This is a genomic window from Streptomyces avicenniae, from assembly GCF_000719135.1.
GTDB classification, from domain to species: domain Bacteria; phylum Actinomycetota; class Actinomycetes; order Streptomycetales; family Streptomycetaceae; genus Streptomyces; species Streptomyces avicenniae.
Window position 1 is genome coordinate 253036 of the sequence record NZ_JOEK01000012.1, and the last position, 21654, is coordinate 274689.

The following is a 21654-nucleotide window of genomic DNA, read 5'->3' on the forward strand; positions in this document are numbered from 1 at the left end:
GGGTCAACTCATGTCCGCCAGCCAGTCGTCGGAGAGGCTCAGAAGACGCAGTCCGACCCACTCCTGCGCCCACCGCTCTCCTCTTTCCAAAACGTCCACCACCGGGCCGAAGTCATGGGTAACGCCCAACCATTTCGTCAAGGTCTCCGCCTCCGCACGTGTGCTGCGCTCCCTACCCGGCAGTGACACACCCTCGGTGAGCAGTTTCCGGTAGAGCGATGGCGTGGGCTGAACCGGCGGCAGGCCTACCTCAGCAGCCGCGGCGGACGCCCGGATCGGGATCCTCAAACCACTGACGTCGAGGTCCCCGAAATAGCGGATCGCGCGGAAGGGCAGTCGGCCTTCGATGTCGGCACCGTAGTGCTCCCCGAGACTGCGCACGGACGCCGGGAAGGAGTGGCCGACCCCCCACGCGATACAGGCGATGCGGTGTGCCCCGCGTGCCGCACGCAGGCAGCGGACGAGTGACGTGTAGGTGGCGGAGTTCTCGACGACCAGCAAGATGTCCCCACCGACCAGGGCCGTACTCTGCGTGTCCGGGTCGAAACGGCGAAAACGGGCGTCGAGCAACGGCGGATCCGTGGGGAAGGCATGGATCAGCTCGCAGAGCTGCGCCCGGTTGCCGAACAGCGGCCCGCCGAACCCCCTGCCGTCCAAGCACTTCTCCGGTTCCGGGAACCAAGGGGCGTATTCACGCTTCCCGAAGATCTCCAAGGCGCGTTCCCGAAGGGGAACCCTGATCAGTGAGCCACGCAGCGAATGCAACCAGTCACTGATCGCCTTGTACGCCACTTCCTGTCTCCCCCGTGGACGTGGTCCGCTCCTTATCAGCTCGTGAAGGGCCGGGTGGTACAGCGCTCCCTGCCGTGTCCGGATCGCTGGGAGGGCTCGCACCGGCAGGAGGTGAATCCCTGGCGGCAGCGCCTCCCCCGCTCTGTCCGCCATCAGGTCGATGTGGCCGGACGCCGCCAGGGTCGCCAGGCAGCCGTTGAGTGTCGTCTCCTCCAGATCGCTGTCCGGTCCGGCCCGGTGAACGTTCCGGAAGACATCCAGCAACTCCGCCAGCCGGAAACGCTTCTTCCGGTGCCCGCTCCACTTCTGGGCATAGGCCCTTCGGAGCAGGCCCTCCAGTAGTTCGTCAGCAAGACGCGTATCAGCGGTCACCCGACAGCTGCCTCATTCGACGGGCGGGTGAAGTAGCGGACTGCCGAGACGTCCCCGCCGGCACCGTCCTGCAGCGAGGAGACGTGCCCGGCCACTGCTCGGTCCTCGACGGACAGATACCGGCGCCTGGCCCGGAGGTCGGCGTCGTTGCGCAAACGGACGACGAGTGGGAAGACATCCAGGGCCGCCTTGTCGTACAGACCGGTCGTGTAGACGAGTTGGACACCAAGCGCACGGGCGACCGACTGCTGAAGTCGGAGTAGATAGAGGGCCGAGGCCCGGCCGATCGGATTGTCGAGGAACAGCACACCGGAGTGCTGATGCCTACGCACTTGACCCCGATCGTTGGCCCGGAGCGCGGCCATGGTGCAGTACAGGACGATAGCCGCAGTGAGTATCTGTCCGCCGGAGAAGATATCCCTTGTCTGCGCGACCCGCACGCGCTCCACGGCGAGCCCGACATCGGGTTTGAGAACGGTCACGCGGAAGCCCTTGGGCTGGACCGCGGTCTCCACACCCTTCAGTACGAGCTGCCGGGCATCTCGTCTGCTCCGGTGCTCCGTACCGGCCGTCGCGGCCTCGTCGATGACCGAGCCAAGGACATCTCCCAGGGTCTCGTCGGTGACCTCGGGAAAGTCGATCTTGAGGAACTGCTGCCCCGACCAGCTACCGAGCCCCTCCGGAAGCTGTGACAGCCGCTGCGCGCGTTTGAGAGTACGCAGCGCCTCCCTGACCTGCTGGACCAGTTGCAAGACGATCTGCCTACGATGGCGGCCGATGGATTCCAGATCGATCTGCAGCGTCCTCAGTCGCGGCCGCAAGTCGTCTGCCCATGGGGCTGCACGAACCGGTAGCTCGGCGCGCTCGGTGGTGAGGATGACGCGGCGGCTCGGCGACTGGAGCTCCTCGAACCGTGGGTCCACCGCATGAGCGGCGAGACGGTCGGCCAGCGTCCTCTCGCCTTCTTCTGCCTCAGCAACAGCCGCCTGTGCCGCCGTGTGGACGGCACGCAGCCTGTCATGATGTCCACGGGCGTCGGCGACGCCTCCGTCGTAAGGCTCGCAAGCCTCGTCCGCCGCTCGATTCTCATGAACCGGCTCGCCGAACAGATCAACCAGCATCTTGAAGCCGCGGGCGAGCTGACGTATGTCCGAGTGATCCTGCAGCAGCGCCTCCAAGTGCCGCTTCAGTTCGTCGGCAAGAGAGGCGGCCTCGTTCGAAGACTGTTGTGCCGCCATGGCAAGCCGTTCCCCGTGAGCGGCGTCGCGCGGTACTCCGAAAGGCGCCAGATCGACGGGGCTCTCACCAGGAGCGGCGTCACCCAGACCGGCTCGTACGGCACGGCAATGGACCAGGACGTCATACTGCTCGTCACGCTGCGCGCTTGCCCTGGCCACCTCACTTGCCGCGCTGGACCGGCCCGCTCCTAGGGCTGCGGCGTCCACACCGCCGCTCCCCTTCAACAGGTCCGCCGCCGTGGCCCGAGCGGCCTGGGCGTAGGCGGACAATGCCTGCTGCGCGGCTCTGTCCTCCGCCTCGGCCAGACGGAGATCCGTCAAGAGGCTCTGCCCGACGGCGACACGGTTGTACTCCTCTGCGGCAGCGCGGTAGAGGCGACGCAACAGTTCTACAGGTTGCGCTGTCGTGGTGCCCTCCGCCTCTGTCCGTCCTGTTGCTTCCCTGACGGGCAGTCCGGCCAGTTCCTCCTCGACACGAGCGGTCGTGGCACGCATCGTGTCCGCCGAGCGCCGGGCGTTCGCGGCAGCCAGACGCGCGGCCCCGGCCTTGGCACGTGCCTCGGCAGCAACCTCTCGGTGCCGGTGCGCGTGCCTACGCGCCTGCGAGGCGTCGCTCTGCCACTGGGCAACACGCTCGACGGACCGGAGAAGCGCGCGCAACGCATCGACGCGCCGCTCGATCCTCGTTCGTTCGTCCCGGAGCCCAGGGAGCCGGTCGCGAGCGTCGGACAACTGCGTGGCGGCCTCATCCCTGAGGCCGTCCACGGTGGCGGCCTCATGATGCGCCGCGCGCGCGGATTCCTCGGCGGTCGCGAGCGCGGAGCGGAGCCCCGCGATGCGCCCGGGCGGACATGACTCCCGCCACTGCGCCAGCCGGGCCGCGAAAGCGCCATGAGTTCGGAGTGTCTCGTCGAGCTCGGCCAGTTGCCTGTGGTGTTCATCTCTCCGTACCGCCAGGTCCAAACGTTCGGCCTCGCCGGCTCGCTCGTCATAGAGAGCGGGGTGGAGAGGCACGACGAGACGGACACCAGGAGGCGGGCCGCCGACTCCTTGCAGTGCGGCCGTTGTCCCAAGGGCCAGATAACCGGTGACGGTGACGCCCTCATCCGCGAGGATTTCGGACGCCAGGTCCACGTGGTGCATGTCGTTGACAAGTACACCGGTGGCAAGGTGGGGGAACTTCTGGACGAGTTCCTCACGGCGTTCCGCGTCCGGAATGGAGGCGAGGTACTCCCAGCCGGTACAGGCGGGGATCTGCCTCTCGTGCAGTAGATCGCAAAGGTGGACGGCCTCGATGGACGAGGGGAGAAGATCGGCCACCTCCAGGGACGACAGAGCGCGCTCGTCGGCCGCGCGGGCGATACGGACGTCGATCCTGGCGGACTCGGCGTCCTCACGAATACGCGCCAGCCGGTCGGCGAGTCCGGCTGCCTCTGCCTCAAGGTCATCGACCTCACCGCTGTACACGCCCGCCTGTCGCAGATCCTCCGCGAGGCACCGCATAGCAGTCATGTCCGCCTGGTACTCACGGCGTGCGATGTCACGCCTGTGGTCGGCCTGGGCCAGCTCATCGCGCGCCGTCTCGTACTGCTCACAGGCCCGCCGATGCTCTTCCTCCAGCCTCTCGACCGTCCGCTCCCCCTCGATGACACGCTCACGGAGCGCAACCGCCTCGGCCCCGGCCTGAGCTGCGGCATCGACGACACTCATTCCGTCCGGCAGGAGCCCATCCGTGACCGCAGTCGTGATCTCGGCCGCCACCTCGGCCAGTCGGTCGTCGAGACCGGCTGCCCTGGCCTCACACTGAGCAGCTTGGCCAACCTCGGCGTCGTGCTCCGCCTGGGCATCGACGGCCTCCCTGTCCTGCGCGTCAGCCCGTTCGGATTGCTGCGTCGCCTCCTGAGTGAGGCCGCGCACCATGACGGACAGGGAGAGCGACAGACAGCGCGCGGCCTCGTCACGTGCCTCAAGTGCGGGACGGGCCGCTTCCTTCGTCTGGGTCACACGCTCGCGCAGCCGACCGCTGTTGGCTGTCGCCTCCAGAGCACGTAGCACAGCCGGGAGGGCATCCCAGCCCTTCTCGACCGCAACGGCCGCTTTCCACGCCTTCTCAGCGACATGATGGGCGTCTTGCGCGTCTTCCAGGCGCAACTGAGCCAGTCTACGAAGTAGTTCAGCGACGACAGCTTTCGCCTGGTCGCGGCGCCTTTCAGCACGCCGTACGTCGTCCTTCAGTCGGGTCACGTTCTGATCCTGGTCCGCGAGCGCCTGCTTCTCTTGTGCAGCGCGTGCCCGGATCTGGCAGATGAAGAGGTCCAGTGTGTTCCGGGCTTCCGTCTGCGCGACTTCAGCGGTGACGCGCTTCTCGCGTGCCCCTTCCAAAGGGACCAAGATTGCCAGGGACTCCTCGACGAAGTCCTTCTCGCATTCCAAGTCGCCGCGGGACGCGAGCTTCTCGGCATAGGTCGCAAGTACCTCGACGAGGTCCCGAGCCGGCTGAAGCGGCAGTACCGCGCTGAGGAGGAAGTTGACGAACGCTTGGTCGCTGCCGAGCGAGAACGCGTCGGCGGCCTCGCCCTCGTCACTGTTCATCGCGCGCTGATAGCGGAACAGCTCCGGGTCCAGGCCCAGAGCCATGAGGCGGTCAGTCCACTCGCCATGAAGTTCGAAGCTCCGGTAGCCGAGGGCGGGTTCCTGCTCAGCGGCAAATCTCAGCCTCTCCCCGTACTCCGTCAGACCTAGATACCTCCCGTCTTCCTCGATCGGTAGGCTCTCCAGGTCGAGGAGACTCCCTGGCCTGAAGTGGTACCAGCGCTCGACCAGATCGGATTCCTCCGATGCGCGGCGGTCCTTCCACTGACTGACCTTACCGGTCACCAGCCTCTTTCCGCTTCCGGCGTGGGTCCACTCCAGCACGACGTGCGCCACGTCTCCTTTGAGGACAAAACTCTCGAGCGCACGGGTATTGCGAGTTCCCACCACCTCCCTGCGTCCTGGAAGGATGACGGAGAAGACAAGCTTGATCAGTACGGATTTGCCTCCGCCGTTCTCCAGGAACAGCACACTGGCGGGGGACGGACGACGTATCGGCTCCGTCAGGTCGAACATGTCGCCTTGACGACTGCTCGCCACCGGCGCCCCGGCGGAGCTGAGGTCGAGCAGGACGTTCTCGTAACGGGCGGCCTGCGGGCCCACGCCTCTCAGCAGAACACGGGACAGCTCATACACGAAAAAGCCCTTCGTCCAGAGCCGGTTCCATCGGTCGCTCCGCTTCGGGAGGGGCTTCCCCGGCTCGGGACGGCGCCGACGTCCGCAGTGTGCCGTGCGAAGACATCGGCACCACGCCGAGGGCGAGCAGTTCATCGAACGCGCTGGTCAAGGCCAGCTGACGGACCTGAAGTTGATAACGCGGGGTGGCCCGATACCAGCCGTCCTCACCTGCCCCCGCGACCTCCAGAAAACCCTGATCCGTGAGAAAGTTGAGAGCTCGCCCGATCATGCCCTTGGTGGAGTTCATGGCCAACCTGCCGTCTTTCGTCAATGAGGCTTCCGGCCGACGGGCATAAGCGCTCCACACCTTCTCGAGTTCAGGCGTCTCGGACGGTGTATCACCACCAGCTAGCGTCGCAGACGCCTTCTCGCGCAGGCGGTCGCACGAGTCACGCACCACGCGGTCCACAGCCTCGGCGCTGACACGCCCCGTATAGCCGTCGTTTGCGAGATCGTCGGGCCGGGGATACGCCAAGGCGGCCACAGCGAGATGGATGATGCCGTGCAGCAGCCTCTCAACCTCCCCGCGCTGCCTGGCCGACCGAACATAGTCCTCGATCCTTGTCTCGTAGACAGAGTTCGACAGGGCGGCAAGCGCGACGCCGATGTCCTCCGCAGCTCCGAGAACCTTCAGTCCGAGGCCACGCGCCGTGCACTCCACCAATGCTCGGAACGTGCCCTCAGTTCTGTACCTGGCGACCAACTCCCGGTAGACGCGGTCCTTCGCGGGCCGCAGCCGGGGACGCATCCCGAAGGCGATCAGCCTTGCGGCGTCCTCGGCGTCGTCCATACAGACGGCGGATGTCATTCGTCGAACTCCTCGTCTCCCGAATCGTCGTGGTCCCACCCGTCCTCCGGCTCACGCAATCGGACCCGCGAGACCAGGAGTTCATCTCCCCCGACGAGTGGGCTGTCGATTCCTCCGATGGTCGGTACAGCGATCAACAAGCTCGGCTCGCATCGAGCCACGGCGTCATCAAGACCCGGGCTGAAGGCGTGTGCGGCATCGTGCAGCACCAAGCGCTCGACCGCTGGCCCATGTATCCGGGCTTCCTTGAGCAAATCGCTCAGCGTGAGAGTCTCTCCGACGGGCAGGTCGAGGAGCTTCGCGGCGATAACCTGCTCTTCCAAGCTGAAGCGCGCCCCTTCCCCGGTGTCCCGCACATCAGGCACGGGCACAATCCCAGCGTAAGGGCTGCTTTCCACGCGTACTGCGAGCAACCGTGCAACCAGCGTGCTCATGGACGTGACGGTCGGCGGTGTGGGCGCCATCCCGCTCCGGAAGAACTCCGTGACCGGGGCCATCGCCGCACCGACCGGCATCCCGAGGAGCGGGACCAGTAACTGGTTGAAGATGTCCGCCGCCGCGCGCTGCGGAGGCCCGGAGAACTGCTGGCGGTCCTGCTCTTTCCGGAACAGCGCGCCGGCTCCTTGAAGCCTGGTCTGCAATTGCATATGCCGGTGAATGCAGTCCCTGACGATATCCACCAAGGCTGCGGCCTGTTGCTTCTTCCTGGCATCCTGTGCACTGTCACGGTGCTCTGTGATATTGGCGAGGATGGCACTCTCGTGCCGGTACCGCTCCTCGATATGCTGAAGCGCCTCTTCCAAGAGGCTGGGAACCTGTTGTTCCCAGTCCACCGTACGCACATCGCGCCGCGTGGCGTCCAAGTACTGCCGCAGGTACTCCCCGTACTGTACTGTGCGATACCGAGCCTGCTCCGCCGCCAGTTTGGCGTCCTCAAGCCGCCCGCGGTTGATGAGGTAATCCAACTTATGCTCTGCGGCGACCTGAGCCGATTCCACGTCCGTGTCGAGTGCGCCCACCAAGACGTTGATCGCCTCATCCGTCACCCGCAGATAGACTCGCCCGTCGGCCACGGAGTGTTCGACCAGTAGCTTGAAGTCGAAGTCGTAGCGCCCATAGGCACCTCCGGTTTCGAGCCGCCCATACGACCAAGTGAAACCACGGTCGATGGTGCCGATGTTGATCAGCTTGTGGAGCACCCACTCCGCCACGGCACGATGGTTCTGCTCGCTCTGCGCAGGAACCTGGACCGCGGCAAAGTGGCTCACCTGCTCGACGACCTTGGCATGCTCGGCGCCTGTGTTGAAATCCATTGCCATCGCCACTTGGTCGATGGTGTGAAGCGCCAGTTCGACCATATGGTAGGGGCGCCCATCGACGCGCCCGAGACCAGCTTTGTTGTCTTCAAGCGCCTGCAACGGCGCGGTGCAGGCAAGCGCCTTCACCCTACGGACGAGAGCTTCATCCGGCATGTTCACGAACGACTCCGTCGCTTCATCACGCACGTCAGAAACTCTAGCCACTCACTCCAACACCGTGTCCCGGAACGCACATTCTCGGCCGTCGCACCGTGGAGCGGCACCTGACCACAGCTCCCTCCTCCGATCGATTAATCGAACACTCGCTCCCACGAGGGGCGCATTCACCTGTCGGTGTTGGCGGCTCCTGCAGTCATCGGTCATACGTTTTCCGACCGACGCCGGAAACCTGCCCGGTAGCGAGCAGATTCGGCGACACCGGCGCCTGTGAGTGCGCGGCTCATCGACCAGCGCCATGAGGTTCGCTTTCCGGGCGACTGACCGCGAGACGTCTCCCATTCAAGCTTCCGAGACAGAGCCGCGACCACGGAGGAAAGGGGCGCTCTAACACAAACCCGCATGACGCCAGAGCCGTCGAGCTACTGAACGCGGTGGTGGCGTGTCCCTGTTCATCCGCGACAACACAAACGAACCCCCGGGCATGCCCCGAACGGGCTCCCTACGAGCCGATCTCCGCGCCGTTGCGCGGTCGTCCCCGTCAGTGCCGCACATCAGGAGACCACAGTGATCGGCGAGCGCGCCGTGTCGCGCGAAGACATCACCCCCTCGCGGCAGCCCTGGAGGTGGAGGTCACGGTGACGATGCGAGGCGGCCGCTTTCCCCGCAGGGCTCTCGTACCGGCAGGCAGAACTGCGAACGTCGCAGAATGGTCTTCGGTTCCGTAACTGCTACGACGCGGCCCGCAGAGAACGGCCGAGCAGTGGCAACCGTGGCGCATCGATCAGCACAGCCAGCCCAGCGGCACGGAGCTGTCCAGCAAGTCCCGTACAGCCGTCTTCCAAAGCAAAGGCGGGGCCAAGCGCACGAGTCAGACGCAGTGGGCGGAGGTCTGCTGCGCCCCGCCCGATCGCCGCTGGTCGTCGGTTCGTAGAGTGTGCCCATGTCGGCCGACTCCCCCCTCATACAGAGCCTTCGGACCGCCGTCGCCGCCGCGCCGCAGGACGTGCCGCTGCGTGTTCACCTCGGCGAACTGCTCCTGGCCGCAGGGGCGCCGGACGCGGCGGTCGCCGAGGCCGCGGTCGCGCTCCAGCACGCGCCGGGCGACGCGCAGGCCCGCGACCTCATGGCGCGGGCCATGGGCGCCCCGGCACCGGCGGCGCCCGCCGCCCCACGGGGCTTCGACTGGCAGGCCGCCCAGGAACAGGTCGGCGACGCCGTCCCGCCCCGCTTCGCCGCGGAGGACGCCGAGCCCCCGCTCGCCGCGGACGGCAGCGGCGACCCCGGCGACGCCGCCGCCTGGGACGTGGAGACCCCGCACGCCGTACGCCTCGCCGACGTCGGCGGCATGCAGGAGGTCAAGGACCGGCTGGAGGCCGCGTTCCTCGCCCCGCTGCGCAACCCCGAGCTGCGCAAGCTGTACGGCAAGAGCCTGCGCGGCGGGCTGCTGCTCTACGGCCCGCCAGGCTGCGGCAAGACGTTCGTGGCGCGGGCCGTCGCCGGTGAACTCGGCGCGGGCTTCCTGTCGGTGTCCGTCAACGACGTGCTCGACATGTGGATGGGCAACTCCGAGCGCAACATGCACGAGATCTTCGAGACCGCGCGCCGCCAGGCCCCGTGCGTGGTCTTCCTCGACGAGTTGGACGCGCTGGGCGGCAAGCGTTCGCGCACCCAGTCGAGCGGCATGCGCAACACGGTGAACCAGCTCCTCACCGAACTCGACGGCATCGACGGCGGCGCCAACGAGGGCGTCTTCGTCCTCGCCGCGACGAACGCCCCCTGGGACGTCGATCTCGCGCTGCGCCGCCCCGGCCGCTTCGACCGCACCCTCCTCGTCCTGCCGCCGGACGCCCCCGCGCGGGAAGCCGTCCTGCGCTACCACCTGCGCGAACGGCCCATCGAGAAGGTCGAGTTGGGCAAGCTGGTGAAGGCGACCGACGGCTTCTCCGGCGCCGACCTCGCCCACGTGTGCGAGACCGCCGCCGAGACGGCGCTGCTCGACTCGGTCCGCACCGGGACCGTCCGCATGATCGGCATGCCCGACCTGCTGGGCGCGGCGCGGCAGCTCACCCCGTCCACCGGGCCCTGGTTCGCGTCGGCCCGCAACGTCGCGATGTACGCGAACGACGGCGGCCAGTACGACGACCTCGTCACCTACCTCAAGAGGAAACGCAAGCTGTGAGCATGGACCGAGCGGTGGAGCGCGCCGAGGCGCTCATGTCCCTCCGGCGGTACGAGGAGGCCCGCGACCTGCTGGCGCGCCACGTGGCCGAGGCGCCGGACGACGCGGTCGCGTGGACGGAACTCGCCCGCTGCCACTCGCACGTGAGCAGCCCGCGTGAAGGCGTCGCGGCGACGGGCGAGGCACTGCGCCTCGACCCCGCGAACCTCAACGCGCTCGTGCTGCACGGCACGTTGCTCCAGCGCAGCGGCGCGGGGCTGGAGAAGGCGATGGAGCCGCTGCGCGAAGCCGTCCGTATACGGCCCGACTTCTGGGGCGGCTGGTCGGTGCTCGCCGACTACACCTTCCGCCACTCCATGCTCCAGGTGGCCAGGAGCGGGGGCCTGAGCGTCCTCACCCATCAGGACGTCGCCCCCGTCGCCGCCGAGGCGGCCGGGATGGCGGACGAGGCGATACGGCTCGCGCCCGAGGAGGTGCGCCCCTACGAGGTCCGCCAGTCCATCGCCGAGTTGTCGGGGGACACCGCGACGGCCGAGGCCATGGACCGTGCGATCCTCCGCCTCGACCCCACGCACGCCGACGCGCTGAGCAGGCAGACCCGGCGGATGACGAACGCGCCGGGCGTGCGGGCGTCCCAGGCGGCGGACGTCATCGCCGACGGGCTCGGCGCGGCGCCGGACTCCCCGGAGATGCGGTCCGCGCTCGACGCCGCCACGTACCGGCTGCTGCGCGGCACCCGCTGGCTCGCCCTGCTGTGCCTGGCGTTCACCGGTGTGGCCCTCGGCGTGGGGCCTGGCGACGAGGGGACCGTGCCGGAGCTTCCGCTGTCCCTCGGCCAACGTGTCTGGGACGTCTGCGTGTTCGCCGCGATCTGGGCCGTGGGCGCGCTCCTGCGCTACCGCAGGCGCCGCAAGGGCGTCCGGCTGAACGTCCGGTCGCTGCTCCGCCGTGACGGCTGGGCGCGCCTGGCCGCCGGGCAGGCGGTGGCGGTGACGGTGTGCGCGGTGGTCACCGTGCTGATCCCGTGGTCGGAACCCGACGTCCCCCGGGTGATCTTCTGGACCGTCCTGGTGGCCACGCTGCTGACGATGTACCTCGACCGCCCGCGTCTGCGCGAGTCCTTCCGCACCGCCCGCCGCCGAGGCTGAGCCCGGCGTCATTGGTTCAGGCCACCTCGCCAGGACGGCACCGGGCGGGCGTTTCCGCGCCCCCAGAAGTCCGTCGCAATGCATACGCGAACACCGCGAGAACGTCACGCCTGCGCGCGGGATCGCCACGCGACGACGGTTTCCCGACCGGTACGGGCATCCCCAACGGCTTTCGCGGCCAAAGCCGTTGGGTCCGTTCACCGCCCGGAGCTGGGATATGACGGGTCGTCAACGACACAGTGGTCCAGACCTATTGACCGACTGGTTCAGACCTTTCTATTGTTCGGCGCACTGCGGGCGTGAGGCTCAGCACGCCCCAACTCCCCCCAAGACCAGGGAGGCGCTCATGCGCTTCAGGCACAGAGTTGCCGCAGCTATGACGACGCTCCTTCTCCCACTCGCCGGACTCGTCGGTCTGGCGAGTCCGGCCCAGGCCGCGGCGTCGGCGACCGCGACCTACACCAAGGTGTCCGACTGGGGCAGCGGCTTCGAGGGCAGGTGGACGGTGCGCAACACCGGCACGACCACCCTCACCAGTTGGACCGTCGAGTGGGACTACCCGTCCGGCACCACCGTCGGCTCCTTCTGGGACGCCGACCTCACCCGCTCGGGCCAGCACTGGACCGCCAGGAACAAGTCCTGGAACGGCACCCTCGCCCCGGGTGCCTCGGTCTCCTTCGGCTTCAACGGCTCAGGAAGCGGCGCCCCGGGCAACTGTCGTCTCAACGGCGCCAGTTGTGACGGCTCCACGCAGCCGGGCGACCGCGCGCCCTCCGCGCCCGGCACACCGACCGCCTCGAACGTCACCAACTCCTCGGTGACGCTCAGCTGGACGGCCGCCACCGACGACCGCGGCATCAAGAACTACGACGTGCTGCGCAACGGCTCCACGGTGGGCACGGTCACCGGCACCACCTTCACCAACTCCGGCCTGACCGCCGACACGGCCTACTCCTACACGGTCCGTGCCCGTGACACCGCCGACCAGGTCGGCCCGGCCAGCGGCGCGGTCTCCGTCCGCACCACGGGCGGTGGCGGCGGCCCCGGCGACCCGGGCGGTCCCGGTGGTGACAAGATCAACCTGGGGTACTTCACCGAGTGGAGCGTCTACGGGCGCAACTACCACGTGAACAACCTCATCACCTCGGGCAGCGCCTCGCAGATCACCCACATCAACTACGCGTTCGGCAACGTCCGCAACGGCGAGTGCGTCGTGGACGACACCTACGCGGCCTACGAGCGGGCCTACACCGCCGCCGAGTCGGTCAGCGGTGTCGCCGACACCTGGGACCAGCCGCTGCGCGGCAACTTCAACCAACTCCGGCAGTTGAAGGCCGAGTACCCGCACATCAAGGTGCTCTACTCCTTCGGCGGCTGGACCTACTCGGGCGGCTTCACGGAGGCCGCGCGCAACCCCGCGGCGTTCGCCGACTCCTGCCGCGAGGTGGTCGAGGACCCGCGCTGGGCCGACGTCTTCGACGGCATCGACATCGACTGGGAGTACCCCAACTCCTGCGGCCTGACCTGCGATGCGTCAGGACCGGCCGCGTTCAGGAACCTGTCCCAGGCGCTGCGGGCCGAGTTCGGCCCCGACTACCTCGTGACGGCCGCCATCACCGGTGACGGCTCCACGGGCGGCAAGATCGACGCGGCCGACTACGGCGGCGCCGCGCAGTACCTGGACTGGTACAACGTGATGACGTACGACTACTTCGGCGCGTTCGCGCCCACAGGGCCGACGGCCCCGCACTCGCCGCTGACGTCGTACAACGGCCTCCCGACCCAGGGCTTCACCTCCGAGGCCGCGATCAACAAGCTGCGGGCACAGGGCGTGCCGTCGTCCAAGCTCCTGCTCGGCATCGGCTTCTACGGCCGGGGCTGGACCGGCGTCACCCAGTCCGCACCCGGCGGCTCGGCCACCGGCGCAGCGCCGGGCACGTACGAGGCGGGGATCGAGGACTACAAGGTCCTGCGGAACTCCTGCCCCGTCACCGGCACCGTCGCCGGGACCGCGTACGCCCACTGCGGCAACCAGTGGTGGTCCTACGACACACCGGCCACCATCACCACCAAGATGAACTGGGCCAACCAGCAAGGTCTGGGCGGCGCGTTCTTCTGGGAGTTCAGCGGTGACACGGCCAACGGCGAACTGGTGAGGGCCATCGGCAACGGCCTGAACTGACCCACCGCACCACCGCACCCGCACCACCGCTGCGGACGGCCCCCACCAGGGCCGTCCGCAGCGCGCGTGTCGGCGTCCGGCCACTCCTTTCGGGTGAAGGGAGCGGGAGCCGGTCGGCCCGTCGTCCGGCCCCGTCCAGCCGCCGCCCGGCTCACCGGAACGTGCGCGGAGCATCGCCCGATGCGTGGAACGTCCCTTAATCTGCCCCTGATCGCACTGGGGGGTGCGCCGCGCCCCCGTGGCGTCGGACAAGGGGGATCGACACCATGTACAGCCTCATCGTGGTACCACCGCCGTGCGGGGGCACGGACGGACAGCTCAGGATCGCCGACGGCGAGCGGCTCGCGTTCGGCAGGGCCGAGGCGGGCGACGGCCTCACGATCGCGCACGGGGGCGTGCCCCGGGTCGCCGGGGAGATCACCGCGCACCGCAACTTCTGGCTGCTGAGCAATCTCAGCGAGGACCAGACCTACGTCGTGGAGAACCCGGAGGGCGCGGGCGAACACCTCAAGGTCACGCCGGGCCGCCTGGAGGCGCCCGTGCCGTTCGAGTTCGCACGCGTCGTCCTGCCCGCCGCCGGCGACCTGCTCACCTTCGACGTGTGGGCGCCGCGTCACGTCTTCGGCAGCGTCACGCGCGACGGCCTCGCCGGAGCCCTGACCGCGCCCGCGTTCACCCTCGACCGCACCACACGCTACTTCGGCGTCCTCACCGCCCTGTGCGCACCGCGCCTGCGCGGCGCGCCGCACGCGCCGCTGCCGACCGTGGACCAGCTGGTGGAGCTGCTGCGGCCCGCCTGGCCGACGGTCAGCCGCTCGGCCGTCCACTGGAACATCGACTACCTCGCCCTGAAACTTCGCCTCAAGCCGGGGCCGGACGAGGCGGAGCCCGGCCGTCGTACGCACGGCAGGAAGGAGTCGCTGGTCTCGCTGGCGCTCCGGTTCGACCTGGTCCGTGAGGACGACCTGGCGGTGCTCGCCCCGGCCACGGGCGCGGTGGCGCGATGACCGCGCAGCCGCACGCCGTCCCCGTCCCGCGCGGCCACCGGGTCGGCTCCTGGGAGGTACGCGAGCCGCTGGCCTCCGGCGCGTTCGCCACCGTGTACGCGGCCCGGCGTGTCGGCGACGGCGAACCCCGCCGCGTGGCGCTCAAGTTCCTGCCCACCGGCACGCGCACCCCGCGCCAGCTGCATCACCTGCGCGAACTGGCTGAGCGCGAGGTTCAGTTGCTCGCCAAACTGCGCGCGCCCCGCCTGATTCGCATGTACGAGACCCTGACGCTCGACGACCCGGACCACCCCGAACTCGACGGCGCCACCGTCCTCGTGCTCGAACGGGCCGAGGGCTCCCTCGACGCCGTGCTCGCACGCGAGCCCAGGCCGCAGGCGGGGCCCACCCTGCTCGCCCAGGTCTGCGAGGGCCTGCACCAGCTGCACCACGCGGGCTGGGTGCACGGCGACCTCAAACCGGCCAACGTGCTCCTGCTGGCGGACGGTTCGGTGCGCCTCGCCGACTTCAACATGGCGGCTGAACTGGAGGGCACGCACGCCTACGCCCCCGCGTTCTCCACCCCGGACTACACGCCGCCCGAACTGCTGTGGCCCGAGGTGGACGAACGCGGCGCGCGGGTCAGGCCCTCCGCCGACGTCTGGGCCTTCGGCGTCCTCGCCCACGTCGTGCTGACCGGCACGTTCCCGCTGCCGGGCGCCACCACGCAGGCCCGCTGCGACGCGGCCACGCGCTACGCCCGCGGCGCCGAGGAGCTGCGCCTCTCGCCCGCCCTCCCGGACGGCTGGCGCGACATCGTCACCGGCTGCCTGGCCCCCACGCACGCCGAACGCGCCCGCGCCGAGGCCCTGTTACGGCAGGTGGAACGGGTGACGGGCACCGCCCCGTCGGCGCGCCTGCCCCGGCTGCGCCCCCGGCGGTGGGTGCGGCCGGTCACGGTCGCCGCGCTCGCCGCCCTCGCGGTGGGCACGGCGACGGCGGTGACGTACGCCGTACGGGACTCGGCCCCCGCGTCCGCGGCCTCCCCCACCTGCGAGGAGCCCACCGTGTACGAGGACACCACGCACGGCCGCGGCTGGACCGCGGGCTGGAACGGCACCTGGGACTTCACCCTCGTCCAGGGCGACGGGGGCAGCCAGGTCCGTGAACTCCAATGCCTGCTGGTCCACTTGCACGACATTCCCGAAGTCGGCGAGCCGGACGGCGACTTCGGCCCGCTCACCCACGGGGCCGTCGTCACGTTCCAGGAACGCGCGGGCCTCGACCCGGACGGCATCGTCGGGCCGAGGACGTGGCGGGCGCTCCGCGCGGCGCCGGACGGCTGACGGAGACTGCTCCTGACCGGCCCCCCGTCCCGGTCAGGAGCAGTCGGCCCACCGGCGTCAGCTACAGGTCCAGGTGGTGTACCCGGCGATACGCCACGTGCCGTTCCGGTCCTGGAACTGGTACCTGCCCTGGGTGTCACGGATCAGCGGGAAGCTGAACCGCGCGCCGGTGTACGTCAGGTAGAGCGTCCTGCCCCGCGCCTCACTGCCACCGGTGACGGTGAGCCTGTTGTCGGCGCGCCCGAAGGTGGAGGCGCCCACGATCCCGTCCACGTACTCCAGGTCCCACCGGCCCTGCATGGACGAGCTGGCCAGCTCGGTGTTGCGGCCGAAGATGCCGTCGATGTCCGTCGCGTCGAACTGGGTGCCGTCGATCTCCGTGGCGCCTTCGGCCCACAGCACTCTCTGCCACAGGCAGGTGGCGTTGGAGTGGTCGTACTCGCCGTTGTACTTCAGGACACCCTCGTCGCCCCAGTCGCCCACGTACGTGTCGTAGCCGCGTACGTAGCCGTCGCTCGCCTTGGCGGCGGCGGGCGTGGCGCCGAGCGTCAGGGACGCCGCGGCCAGGACACCGACCACAGCGGCCGCGATCCGGGTGCGTGTCGAATGGTTGGTCATCTCTCTTCCCCCTCTTGGTCAGATGGCGGACGGCAGGACCCGGTCGAGCGCCAGCCGCTTGGCCTGCCGGAACCGGTCCAACTGCTCCTCGGCCCTCGCGCGTACGGGCTCCTCAGCCGCCGCTTGGACGTCCGCTATCCGCTGATGCGTGTTCTCTTCGAGCTGGCAGGCGAGATCGTCGCCCGCCAGGGCGAGTTCGCGCTCCGCCACGGCGCGCGTCCGGTCGGGATCGCCGCGCGCCCCCTCCAGTTGGCCGACGATCTCGCGGCGGGGGTCCTCCAACGTGGTGTAGGAGTACCCGAGCCCGGCCATGCACGCGGCCCAGTCCGCCTCCGCCTCGGCGAAGCCGGGCGAGGCCAGCGTCCGCCGGATGGCGTCGTTGCTCAGGTCCTCGACCACGTAGCGCAGTTCTGACCAGCCCTCGCCGTACACGTCGTCCCTGGCGACCTGGACGCACGAGTGCGGGTCGTAGCCGATGCGGCGCCCGCCCGGCAGGTCGATCCGCACGTGATCCTCCTGCCGCCCGAGCAACGCCCGCTGCCACGCGTCGCGTTCGGCGTCCGGAAGGGCGGCCAGCACGTCCGCGTTCGGATCGTCAGGCGGCCCCTCCAGCGCCTCGCCGGTCAGCCCGTAGCCGTCGCTCTGCGACCAGCGCGGAGAGAGCAGGGTGTACGGGTTGACGGCGGCGGCGCGCCGGGCGTCGCGGGCGGGCGCGGTCCGGTACTCGTGCCCGCGCTCCCGCATGCAGGCCCGGACCAGCTCCTCCTCCGCGTCGCGCAGCGCGGTGAGTTCTGCCGCCGAGAAGTGCAGGGCGCCCGACAGCGGTCGCGGGACGTCCGCCTCGGTCCCGGTCCCGGTCGCGGCCTCATGGCCGGGCCCCCCGCACCCGGCCATGAGGAGTACGGCGACCGCCGCCGTCCAGAACGGTCGGCGCATGATCAGCAGTTCGTCCAGATGTTGGAGCCGACGCCGTCCTCGTAGTTGGTCCCGTCGGTGTTCGAGACGACGTAGCCGCGCAGGAAGAGCTGCGCCGTCCCCCGGAACCACGTGTTCGTGTAGAGGACGACGTCGCACTGGTTGCCGTTGTTGTAGAGCGACCTGGCGTTGTCGAACTTGTTGTACTGCCGCAGGTTGACGTTGTCACCCCACACCTGGCCGGGGGTACCGCCCCCGGAGGTCTGCGTGTAGGCACACAGCGCGCCGGACTCGCAGTCGTCCCAACTGGCCTGTGCCGGACTCGCCATGAGGCCGAGCCCCAGCCCGGCCAGCAGCGTGGCACTCGCGGCCACGGCGGCCGTCTTCCCCTTGAACCTGATCCTGCCCATGATCGAGCTCCCCCTCGGTGGTTCCTCACCGGACCCGAGCCGATCGCGATCGGCTCGTCGAACACCGTCAGGCTAGGAGGCCCGGGGGTGGGGAGGGTCCCTGTAATGTTCCGGGTTGCGCCAGGACGGCAGCCGGGAGACGTCAGGTCAGCGGGTCTTCTCCCACCGGCCCGGGGATGGCCGCGCACGTGAGGCGCCGCGTCCTCGGGAGCACGTCACCCGCGTGTGGACTGCTTCGGCGATCACGACAGGGCGGTGGGGCCGGTGCGGGAGCTGCGCGAGGCTGCGCCCGGGGCGACACCGAGGCCCTGCCCGCGTCCGGTCGGCTCACCCCGCGGCGGAGCCTGCTTCCCCGGTACTGCTGGTCGGACCACCATGATCCCTCGGACCCTCACCGGGAAGTCCGGCGACGAGGGTCCCCGGCAAGGGCCTCACAGTGGTGCGCGCCTCGGTGAGGGAGACACGGCCGCGACGGACGGACCGCTGCGGCCGGCCCCCTCTAGGCGCTGCCCAAGGTGACGGGCAGGGTCTGAACGCTGTTGCTGACGAAGGACGGCAAGGGCACCAACTCGTCCGGCGGGGTGGCGAGAGCGAGCCGGGGGAAGCGGTCGAAGAGGGCCCGGAGGGCGACCTCGCCTTCGAGTCGTGCCAGGGCGGCGCCGATGCAGTAGTGCGGTCCGTGCCCGAAGGACAGATGCCGGGCCGGCGGCCGGGTGACGTCGAACGCGTCGGCGGTGGGGCCGTGGTGACGAGGGTCGCGTCCGGCCGCCGCGTAGGAGGCCAGTATCGCCTCGCCGCGGGGGATGACCGCGTCGCCGACGCGGATGTCGTCGGTGGCGTAGCGCAGGGGGAAGTGCCCGACCGGGGAGTCCCAGCGCAGGGTCTCCTCGACGACCGCGGTCCACGACTGCTGTCCGGCGGTGACCGTGGCGAGCTGATCCGGGCGGGTGAGAAGGGCCCGTACCGCGTTGGTGATCAGGTTGAGGGTGGTGCCGTGCCCGGCCACCAGGATCAGGATGAGGGTGCCGATGAGCTCGGCCTCCGTGAGCCGGTCGTCGTCCTCCCGCGCGGCGATCAGGTCGCTGGTGAGGTCGTCGCCCGGTGCGGCGCGTCTGGCCGTCACGAGGTCGGTGAGCAGGGCGTGCAGTTGGCGTCGGGTGGCCAGGGTCTCCTCGGCGGAGGTGACACTGCTGGTCAGGCTGGCGGACAGGGTGCGGAACTCGTCGTGCCGCTCGGAAGGGACACCGAGGAGGTCGCCGACCACCCGCATCGGCAGCGGGTAGGCGAAGTGACGGCGCAGGTCGAGGGGCCCGGGCGCATGAGTGGCGAGCTCATCGAGAAGCAGGCGGGTGATCGCCTCGACGCGGGGCTGCATCGCCGCGATACGGCGCGGGGTGAAGACCTGGGTGACCAGGGCACGCAGGCGGCGGTGGCGGTCGCCGTCGGCGGTGGTCATGCCGGGGTTGGTCACGAAGTCGATCAGCGGCCAGCCTTCGGGCACAGCGCCGTCCGCGAGCGCGGCCCAGTGCTTCGCGTCCTTGGCGACGCGCGGATCGACCAGGAGGTCCTGGAGGACCTGATGCCGGGTGACCACCCAGGCCGGTACTCCGTCGGGCAGCTGCACGCGGACCACCGGGCCGATGGCGCGCAGCCGTTCGATCTCGCCATGAAGATCGGAAGCGGTCACGTCGAGGCGTACGGGCGGGGTGTGAGCCGGAGTGTTCATGAAGATCCTCCAGGAGCGGCGGGAGCAGGCGGGGCAGGGGTGAAGTGCACGGGCAGAGCGGACGGCGCCCGTGACCACGGTGAGGGCCGATGGCGCAGCGCCTCTGATTGCACGGCGAGTTGCAGGTCGGGGAGCCGGTGGATGAGGGTGACGACGGCGGTGTGGGCGATCACTTGGGCAGTCCTACAGGGGCCGCCAGCGACGCGAGTCGTGGGAGAAGCACTCCTCGTCGCGGGTGACTTCGGGCAGTTCCCGGTGGCCCAGTACCAGCCAGCCCGGCACGCCGGGTTCCAGTTCGGTCGGCGCGATCGGCCCGTGCACGCGGCGGAGCACCTCGTACAGCGGGTGTGCGTCGCACGCACAGGGCACGTCGGACGAATGGCTCCGGGGGCCGAGGGAAAGTTGTCAGCGGCCACGGCGAACGGAACGCCGGGGTCGTGAGGTTGCCCCAGGGCATCGGAGCTCGCGTCCAGGCGGCGCGTGGATGCCGTACGCGGCGTACAGGACGCGGGTGAGGAGCCGCCCGTCGGGGCGGCGCCGTTCCCGGGTGGTGAGGGTGCTGGCGAAGTTGATCGCGACGGCGGAGATCGGCAGGTTCATGGGCTTTCGGTGGCTCGTGGGCTGGGCGGGGCCGGGCGCCGCTGTGCGGCGGCGCCCGGTGGGGTGGTGCGGGCGGTCAGCCGGCGGTGGTGGCGGGCCAGATCACCGGCAGCGAGACCACGTCGTTGCCGATGAACGACGGCGCCCGCTGCGGTTCCTCGGCCAGGCGCAGGCCGGGGGCGGCGGTGAGCAGGGCGCGCAGCGCGGTGCGGGCTTTCAGCCGGGCGAGGTGCGCGCCGATGCAGTAGTGGGTGCCGTGGCCGAACGCCAGGTGCTGCGCGGCTGTGGGCCGGTTGATGTCCCAGGCGTCCGCGTCGGTGTGCACGGCCGGGTCGCGGCCGTGGGCGCCGAAGCCGGGCAGGATCGCTTCGCCTGCGGGGATGGTGACGCCCTCGCCGAGGTCGATGTCGGCGGTGGCGTAGTAGAGGGGCATGTGGGCGATCGGCGGGTGCAGGCGCAGTGTCTCGGTGATCACCTCGTCCCACCGGTCGTGTTCGATGACGTCGGCCAGGACGTCGGGCCGCTCCAGGAGGGCGTGGAGGGCGTGGTCGATCAGGGCGACCGCGGTCTGGGACCCGGCGCCGATCAGCAGGATCAGCGAGGAGATCCGCTCCTCCTCGGTGAGCGGTTCGCCGTTCCGGTCGCGCAGGGTCAGCAGGCGGGCGGTCAGGTCGGCCGGGACCGGCTCCCCGCGTCCGGTGAGCGCGTCGAGTTCGGCGCGGCGGGCGTCGAGCACGGCGCCCATCGCGGCCGGGAGTTCGCGCTGCACCCACTGCTGGTCGGCCGCGGAGTCCATGACGCCGTCCATGACGGCCAGGGCGCGGGGCCGCAGCCGGTCGGGGACGCCCATCAGGTCGCAGATGACGCGGGTGGGGATGCGGTAGGCGTAGCGGTCGCGCAGGTCCACCACCGTGCCCGGCTCGGTGGTCTTCAGGTCGTGGAGGAGGTCGGCGGTGAGCTCCTCCACGGCCGGTGTGAGGGCCGCGACGGCGCGGGGGGTCAGCACCGGTTTGATCAGCTGGGCCAGCCGGGCGTGGTCTTCGCCGTCCGCGGTGAGCATGGACCGCACGTCCACCCAGGCGGCGAGCCAGCGGACGAGGCCGGGCTCGTAGCCGGTCCAGTTCTCCGGGTTCTTGGAGACGCGCGGGTCGGTCATCAACCACTTGAGGACTTCGGCGTCGGTCACCGACCAGGCGGTCACCCCCTCGGGCAGGGCGACCGGGACGGCAGGCCCCGCCGCGCGCAGCCAGCCGAACTCCCCGTACAGGTCACGGCCGGACGGGTCGATGTGCCTCACAGGACAGGTCATGCGGTTCCTCCAGGCGTGTCGGTGCTGGCAGGGATGCGCACGTGCAGATGGGCCGGGCAATGAGCCGCTGAGTGGGGGCATCGGGGTGGCGGATCCTGCCGGTGGCCGCGTCCCGGCGCTCCCAGCGGTAGATGCCGTCCTTGCGGGTGCCCACCGGCACACCACGCCGGGCGCCGAGCTCGCACAAGCGCCGGGCGAATTCGCGGGCACTCCAGCCCCGTGCCTCGCGCCCCAGGGTCAAGGGGGGCTTGTGCCTCATCATCCCTCCACGGCTTGG

15 protein-coding genes are annotated in these 21654 nt (G+C 69.8%); 5 read left to right on the top strand and 10 right to left on the bottom strand.

The window, feature by feature from the left end; translation table 11 throughout:
- Window positions 1-3 precede the first annotated feature (3 nt).
- The 4 genes from IF27_RS21485 to IF27_RS21500 are packed head-to-tail and all read right to left on the bottom strand — an operon-like array spanning window position 4 to window position 7985.
- On the bottom strand, window positions 4-1164 hold the full coding sequence (locus IF27_RS21485) for a hypothetical protein (protein WP_052851320.1): 1161 nt from the start codon (window positions 1162-1164) through the stop codon (window positions 4-6).
- Window positions 1161-5630, bottom strand: a complete 4470-nt coding sequence (locus IF27_RS21490; protein ID WP_052851321.1) for a hypothetical protein — start codon at window positions 5628-5630, stop codon at window positions 1161-1163. Before IF27_RS21490 ends, IF27_RS21485 begins: the two co-directional genes overlap by 4 nt.
- Complete coding sequence (locus IF27_RS21495; protein WP_223291144.1) at window positions 5623-6462, bottom strand: hypothetical protein; 840 nt, start codon at window positions 6460-6462, stop codon at window positions 5623-5625. The genes IF27_RS21490 and IF27_RS21495 overlap by 8 nt, the downstream gene beginning before the upstream one ends.
- A 14-nt stretch (window positions 6463-6476) precedes the next feature.
- Window positions 6477-7985 (bottom strand): hypothetical protein, encoded by a 1509-nt coding sequence (locus IF27_RS21500; RefSeq protein ID WP_223291145.1) that lies wholly within the window; start codon window positions 7983-7985, stop codon window positions 6477-6479.
- A 913-nt stretch (window positions 7986-8898) separates the two neighbouring features.
- Here IF27_RS21500 and IF27_RS21505 point away from each other — a divergent pair.
- The 5 genes from IF27_RS21505 to IF27_RS21525 all read left to right on the top strand — a co-directional run bounded on the left by IF27_RS21505 (window position 8899) and on the right by IF27_RS21525 (window position 15799).
- Window positions 8899-10137 carry an ATP-binding protein gene (locus IF27_RS21505; protein ID WP_052851323.1) on the top strand — a complete coding sequence of 413 codons (1239 nt, stop codon included), beginning with the start codon at window positions 8899-8901 and terminating at the stop codon, window positions 10135-10137.
- A gap of 2 nt (window positions 10138-10139) precedes the next feature.
- Window positions 10140-11285, top strand: coding sequence for a tetratricopeptide repeat protein (locus IF27_RS21510; RefSeq protein WP_052851324.1), 1146 nt, complete (start codon window positions 10140-10142; stop codon window positions 11283-11285).
- 346 nt (window positions 11286-11631) lie between these two features.
- Window positions 11632-13467, top strand: coding sequence for a glycoside hydrolase family 18 chitinase (locus tag IF27_RS21515; RefSeq protein ID WP_052851325.1), 1836 nt, complete (start codon window positions 11632-11634; stop codon window positions 13465-13467).
- Window positions 13468-13733: 266 nt separating this feature from the next.
- Window positions 13734-14474: a hypothetical protein gene (locus IF27_RS21520; RefSeq protein ID WP_052851326.1), complete on the top strand. Its 741-nt coding sequence runs from the start codon at window positions 13734-13736 to the stop codon at window positions 14472-14474.
- On the top strand, window positions 14471-15799 hold the full coding sequence (locus IF27_RS21525; RefSeq protein ID WP_052851327.1) for a serine/threonine-protein kinase: 1329 nt from the start codon (window positions 14471-14473) through the stop codon (window positions 15797-15799). Before IF27_RS21520 ends, IF27_RS21525 begins: the two co-directional genes overlap by 4 nt.
- A 57-nt stretch (window positions 15800-15856) precedes the next feature.
- Here IF27_RS21525 and IF27_RS21530 read toward each other — a convergent pair whose 3' ends face one another.
- From IF27_RS21530 to IF27_RS21555, 6 genes are all read right to left on the bottom strand, one after another.
- Window positions 15857-16417: a peptidoglycan-binding domain-containing protein gene (locus IF27_RS21530; RefSeq protein WP_052851328.1), complete on the bottom strand. Its 561-nt coding sequence runs from the start codon at window positions 16415-16417 to the stop codon at window positions 15857-15859.
- Window positions 16418-16435: 18 nt separating this feature from the next.
- Window positions 16436-17353, bottom strand: a complete 918-nt coding sequence (locus IF27_RS21535; RefSeq protein ID WP_052851329.1) for a hypothetical protein — start codon at window positions 17351-17353, stop codon at window positions 16436-16438.
- Window positions 17354-17355: 2 nt separating this feature from the next.
- Window positions 17356-17742 carry a peptidase inhibitor family I36 protein gene (locus IF27_RS21540; protein WP_052851330.1) on the bottom strand — a complete coding sequence of 129 codons (387 nt, stop codon included), beginning with the start codon at window positions 17740-17742 and terminating at the stop codon, window positions 17356-17358.
- Between the two features lie 499 nt (window positions 17743-18241).
- On the bottom strand, window positions 18242-19468 hold the full coding sequence (locus tag IF27_RS21545) for a cytochrome P450 family protein (protein ID WP_052851331.1): 1227 nt from the start codon (window positions 19466-19468) through the stop codon (window positions 18242-18244).
- A 183-nt stretch (window positions 19469-19651) separates the two neighbouring features.
- Window positions 19652-19789 carry a hypothetical protein gene (locus IF27_RS21550; protein ID WP_190233062.1) on the bottom strand — a complete coding sequence of 46 codons (138 nt, stop codon included), beginning with the start codon at window positions 19787-19789 and terminating at the stop codon, window positions 19652-19654.
- Between the two features lie 355 nt (window positions 19790-20144).
- Window positions 20145-21377, bottom strand: coding sequence for a cytochrome P450 (locus tag IF27_RS21555; protein ID WP_052851333.1), 1233 nt, complete (start codon window positions 21375-21377; stop codon window positions 20145-20147).
- Between the last annotated feature and the right edge of the window lie 277 nt (window positions 21378-21654).

What these genes read in the sequence shown, in the direction of transcription:
- IF27_RS21495 (WP_223291144.1), bottom strand. Translation starts at nt 6,462, where the DNA reads ATGGACGACGCCGAGGACGCCGCAAGGCTGATCGCCTTCGGGATGCGT.
- IF27_RS21505 (WP_052851323.1), top strand. Translation starts at nt 8,899, where the DNA reads ATGTCGGCCGACTCCCCCCTCATACAGAGCCTTCGGACCGCCGTCGCC.
- IF27_RS21510 (WP_052851324.1), top strand. Translation starts at nt 10,140, where the DNA reads ATGGACCGAGCGGTGGAGCGCGCCGAGGCGCTCATGTCCCTCCGGCGG.
- IF27_RS21515 (WP_052851325.1), top strand. Translation starts at nt 11,632, where the DNA reads ATGCGCTTCAGGCACAGAGTTGCCGCAGCTATGACGACGCTCCTTCTC.
- IF27_RS21520 (WP_052851326.1), top strand. Translation starts at nt 13,734, where the DNA reads ATGTACAGCCTCATCGTGGTACCACCGCCGTGCGGGGGCACGGACGGA.
- IF27_RS21525 (WP_052851327.1), top strand. Translation starts at nt 14,471, where the DNA reads ATGACCGCGCAGCCGCACGCCGTCCCCGTCCCGCGCGGCCACCGGGTC.
- IF27_RS21530 (WP_052851328.1), bottom strand. Translation starts at nt 16,417, where the DNA reads ATGACCAACCATTCGACACGCACCCGGATCGCGGCCGCTGTGGTCGGT.
- IF27_RS21535 (WP_052851329.1), bottom strand. Translation starts at nt 17,353, where the DNA reads ATGCGCCGACCGTTCTGGACGGCGGCGGTCGCCGTACTCCTCATGGCC.
- IF27_RS21540 (WP_052851330.1), bottom strand. Translation starts at nt 17,742, where the DNA reads ATGGGCAGGATCAGGTTCAAGGGGAAGACGGCCGCCGTGGCCGCGAGT.
- IF27_RS21545 (WP_052851331.1), bottom strand. Translation starts at nt 19,468, where the DNA reads ATGAACACTCCGGCTCACACCCCGCCCGTACGCCTCGACGTGACCGCT.
- IF27_RS21555 (WP_052851333.1), bottom strand. Translation starts at nt 21,377, where the DNA reads ATGACCTGTCCTGTGAGGCACATCGACCCGTCCGGCCGTGACCTGTAC.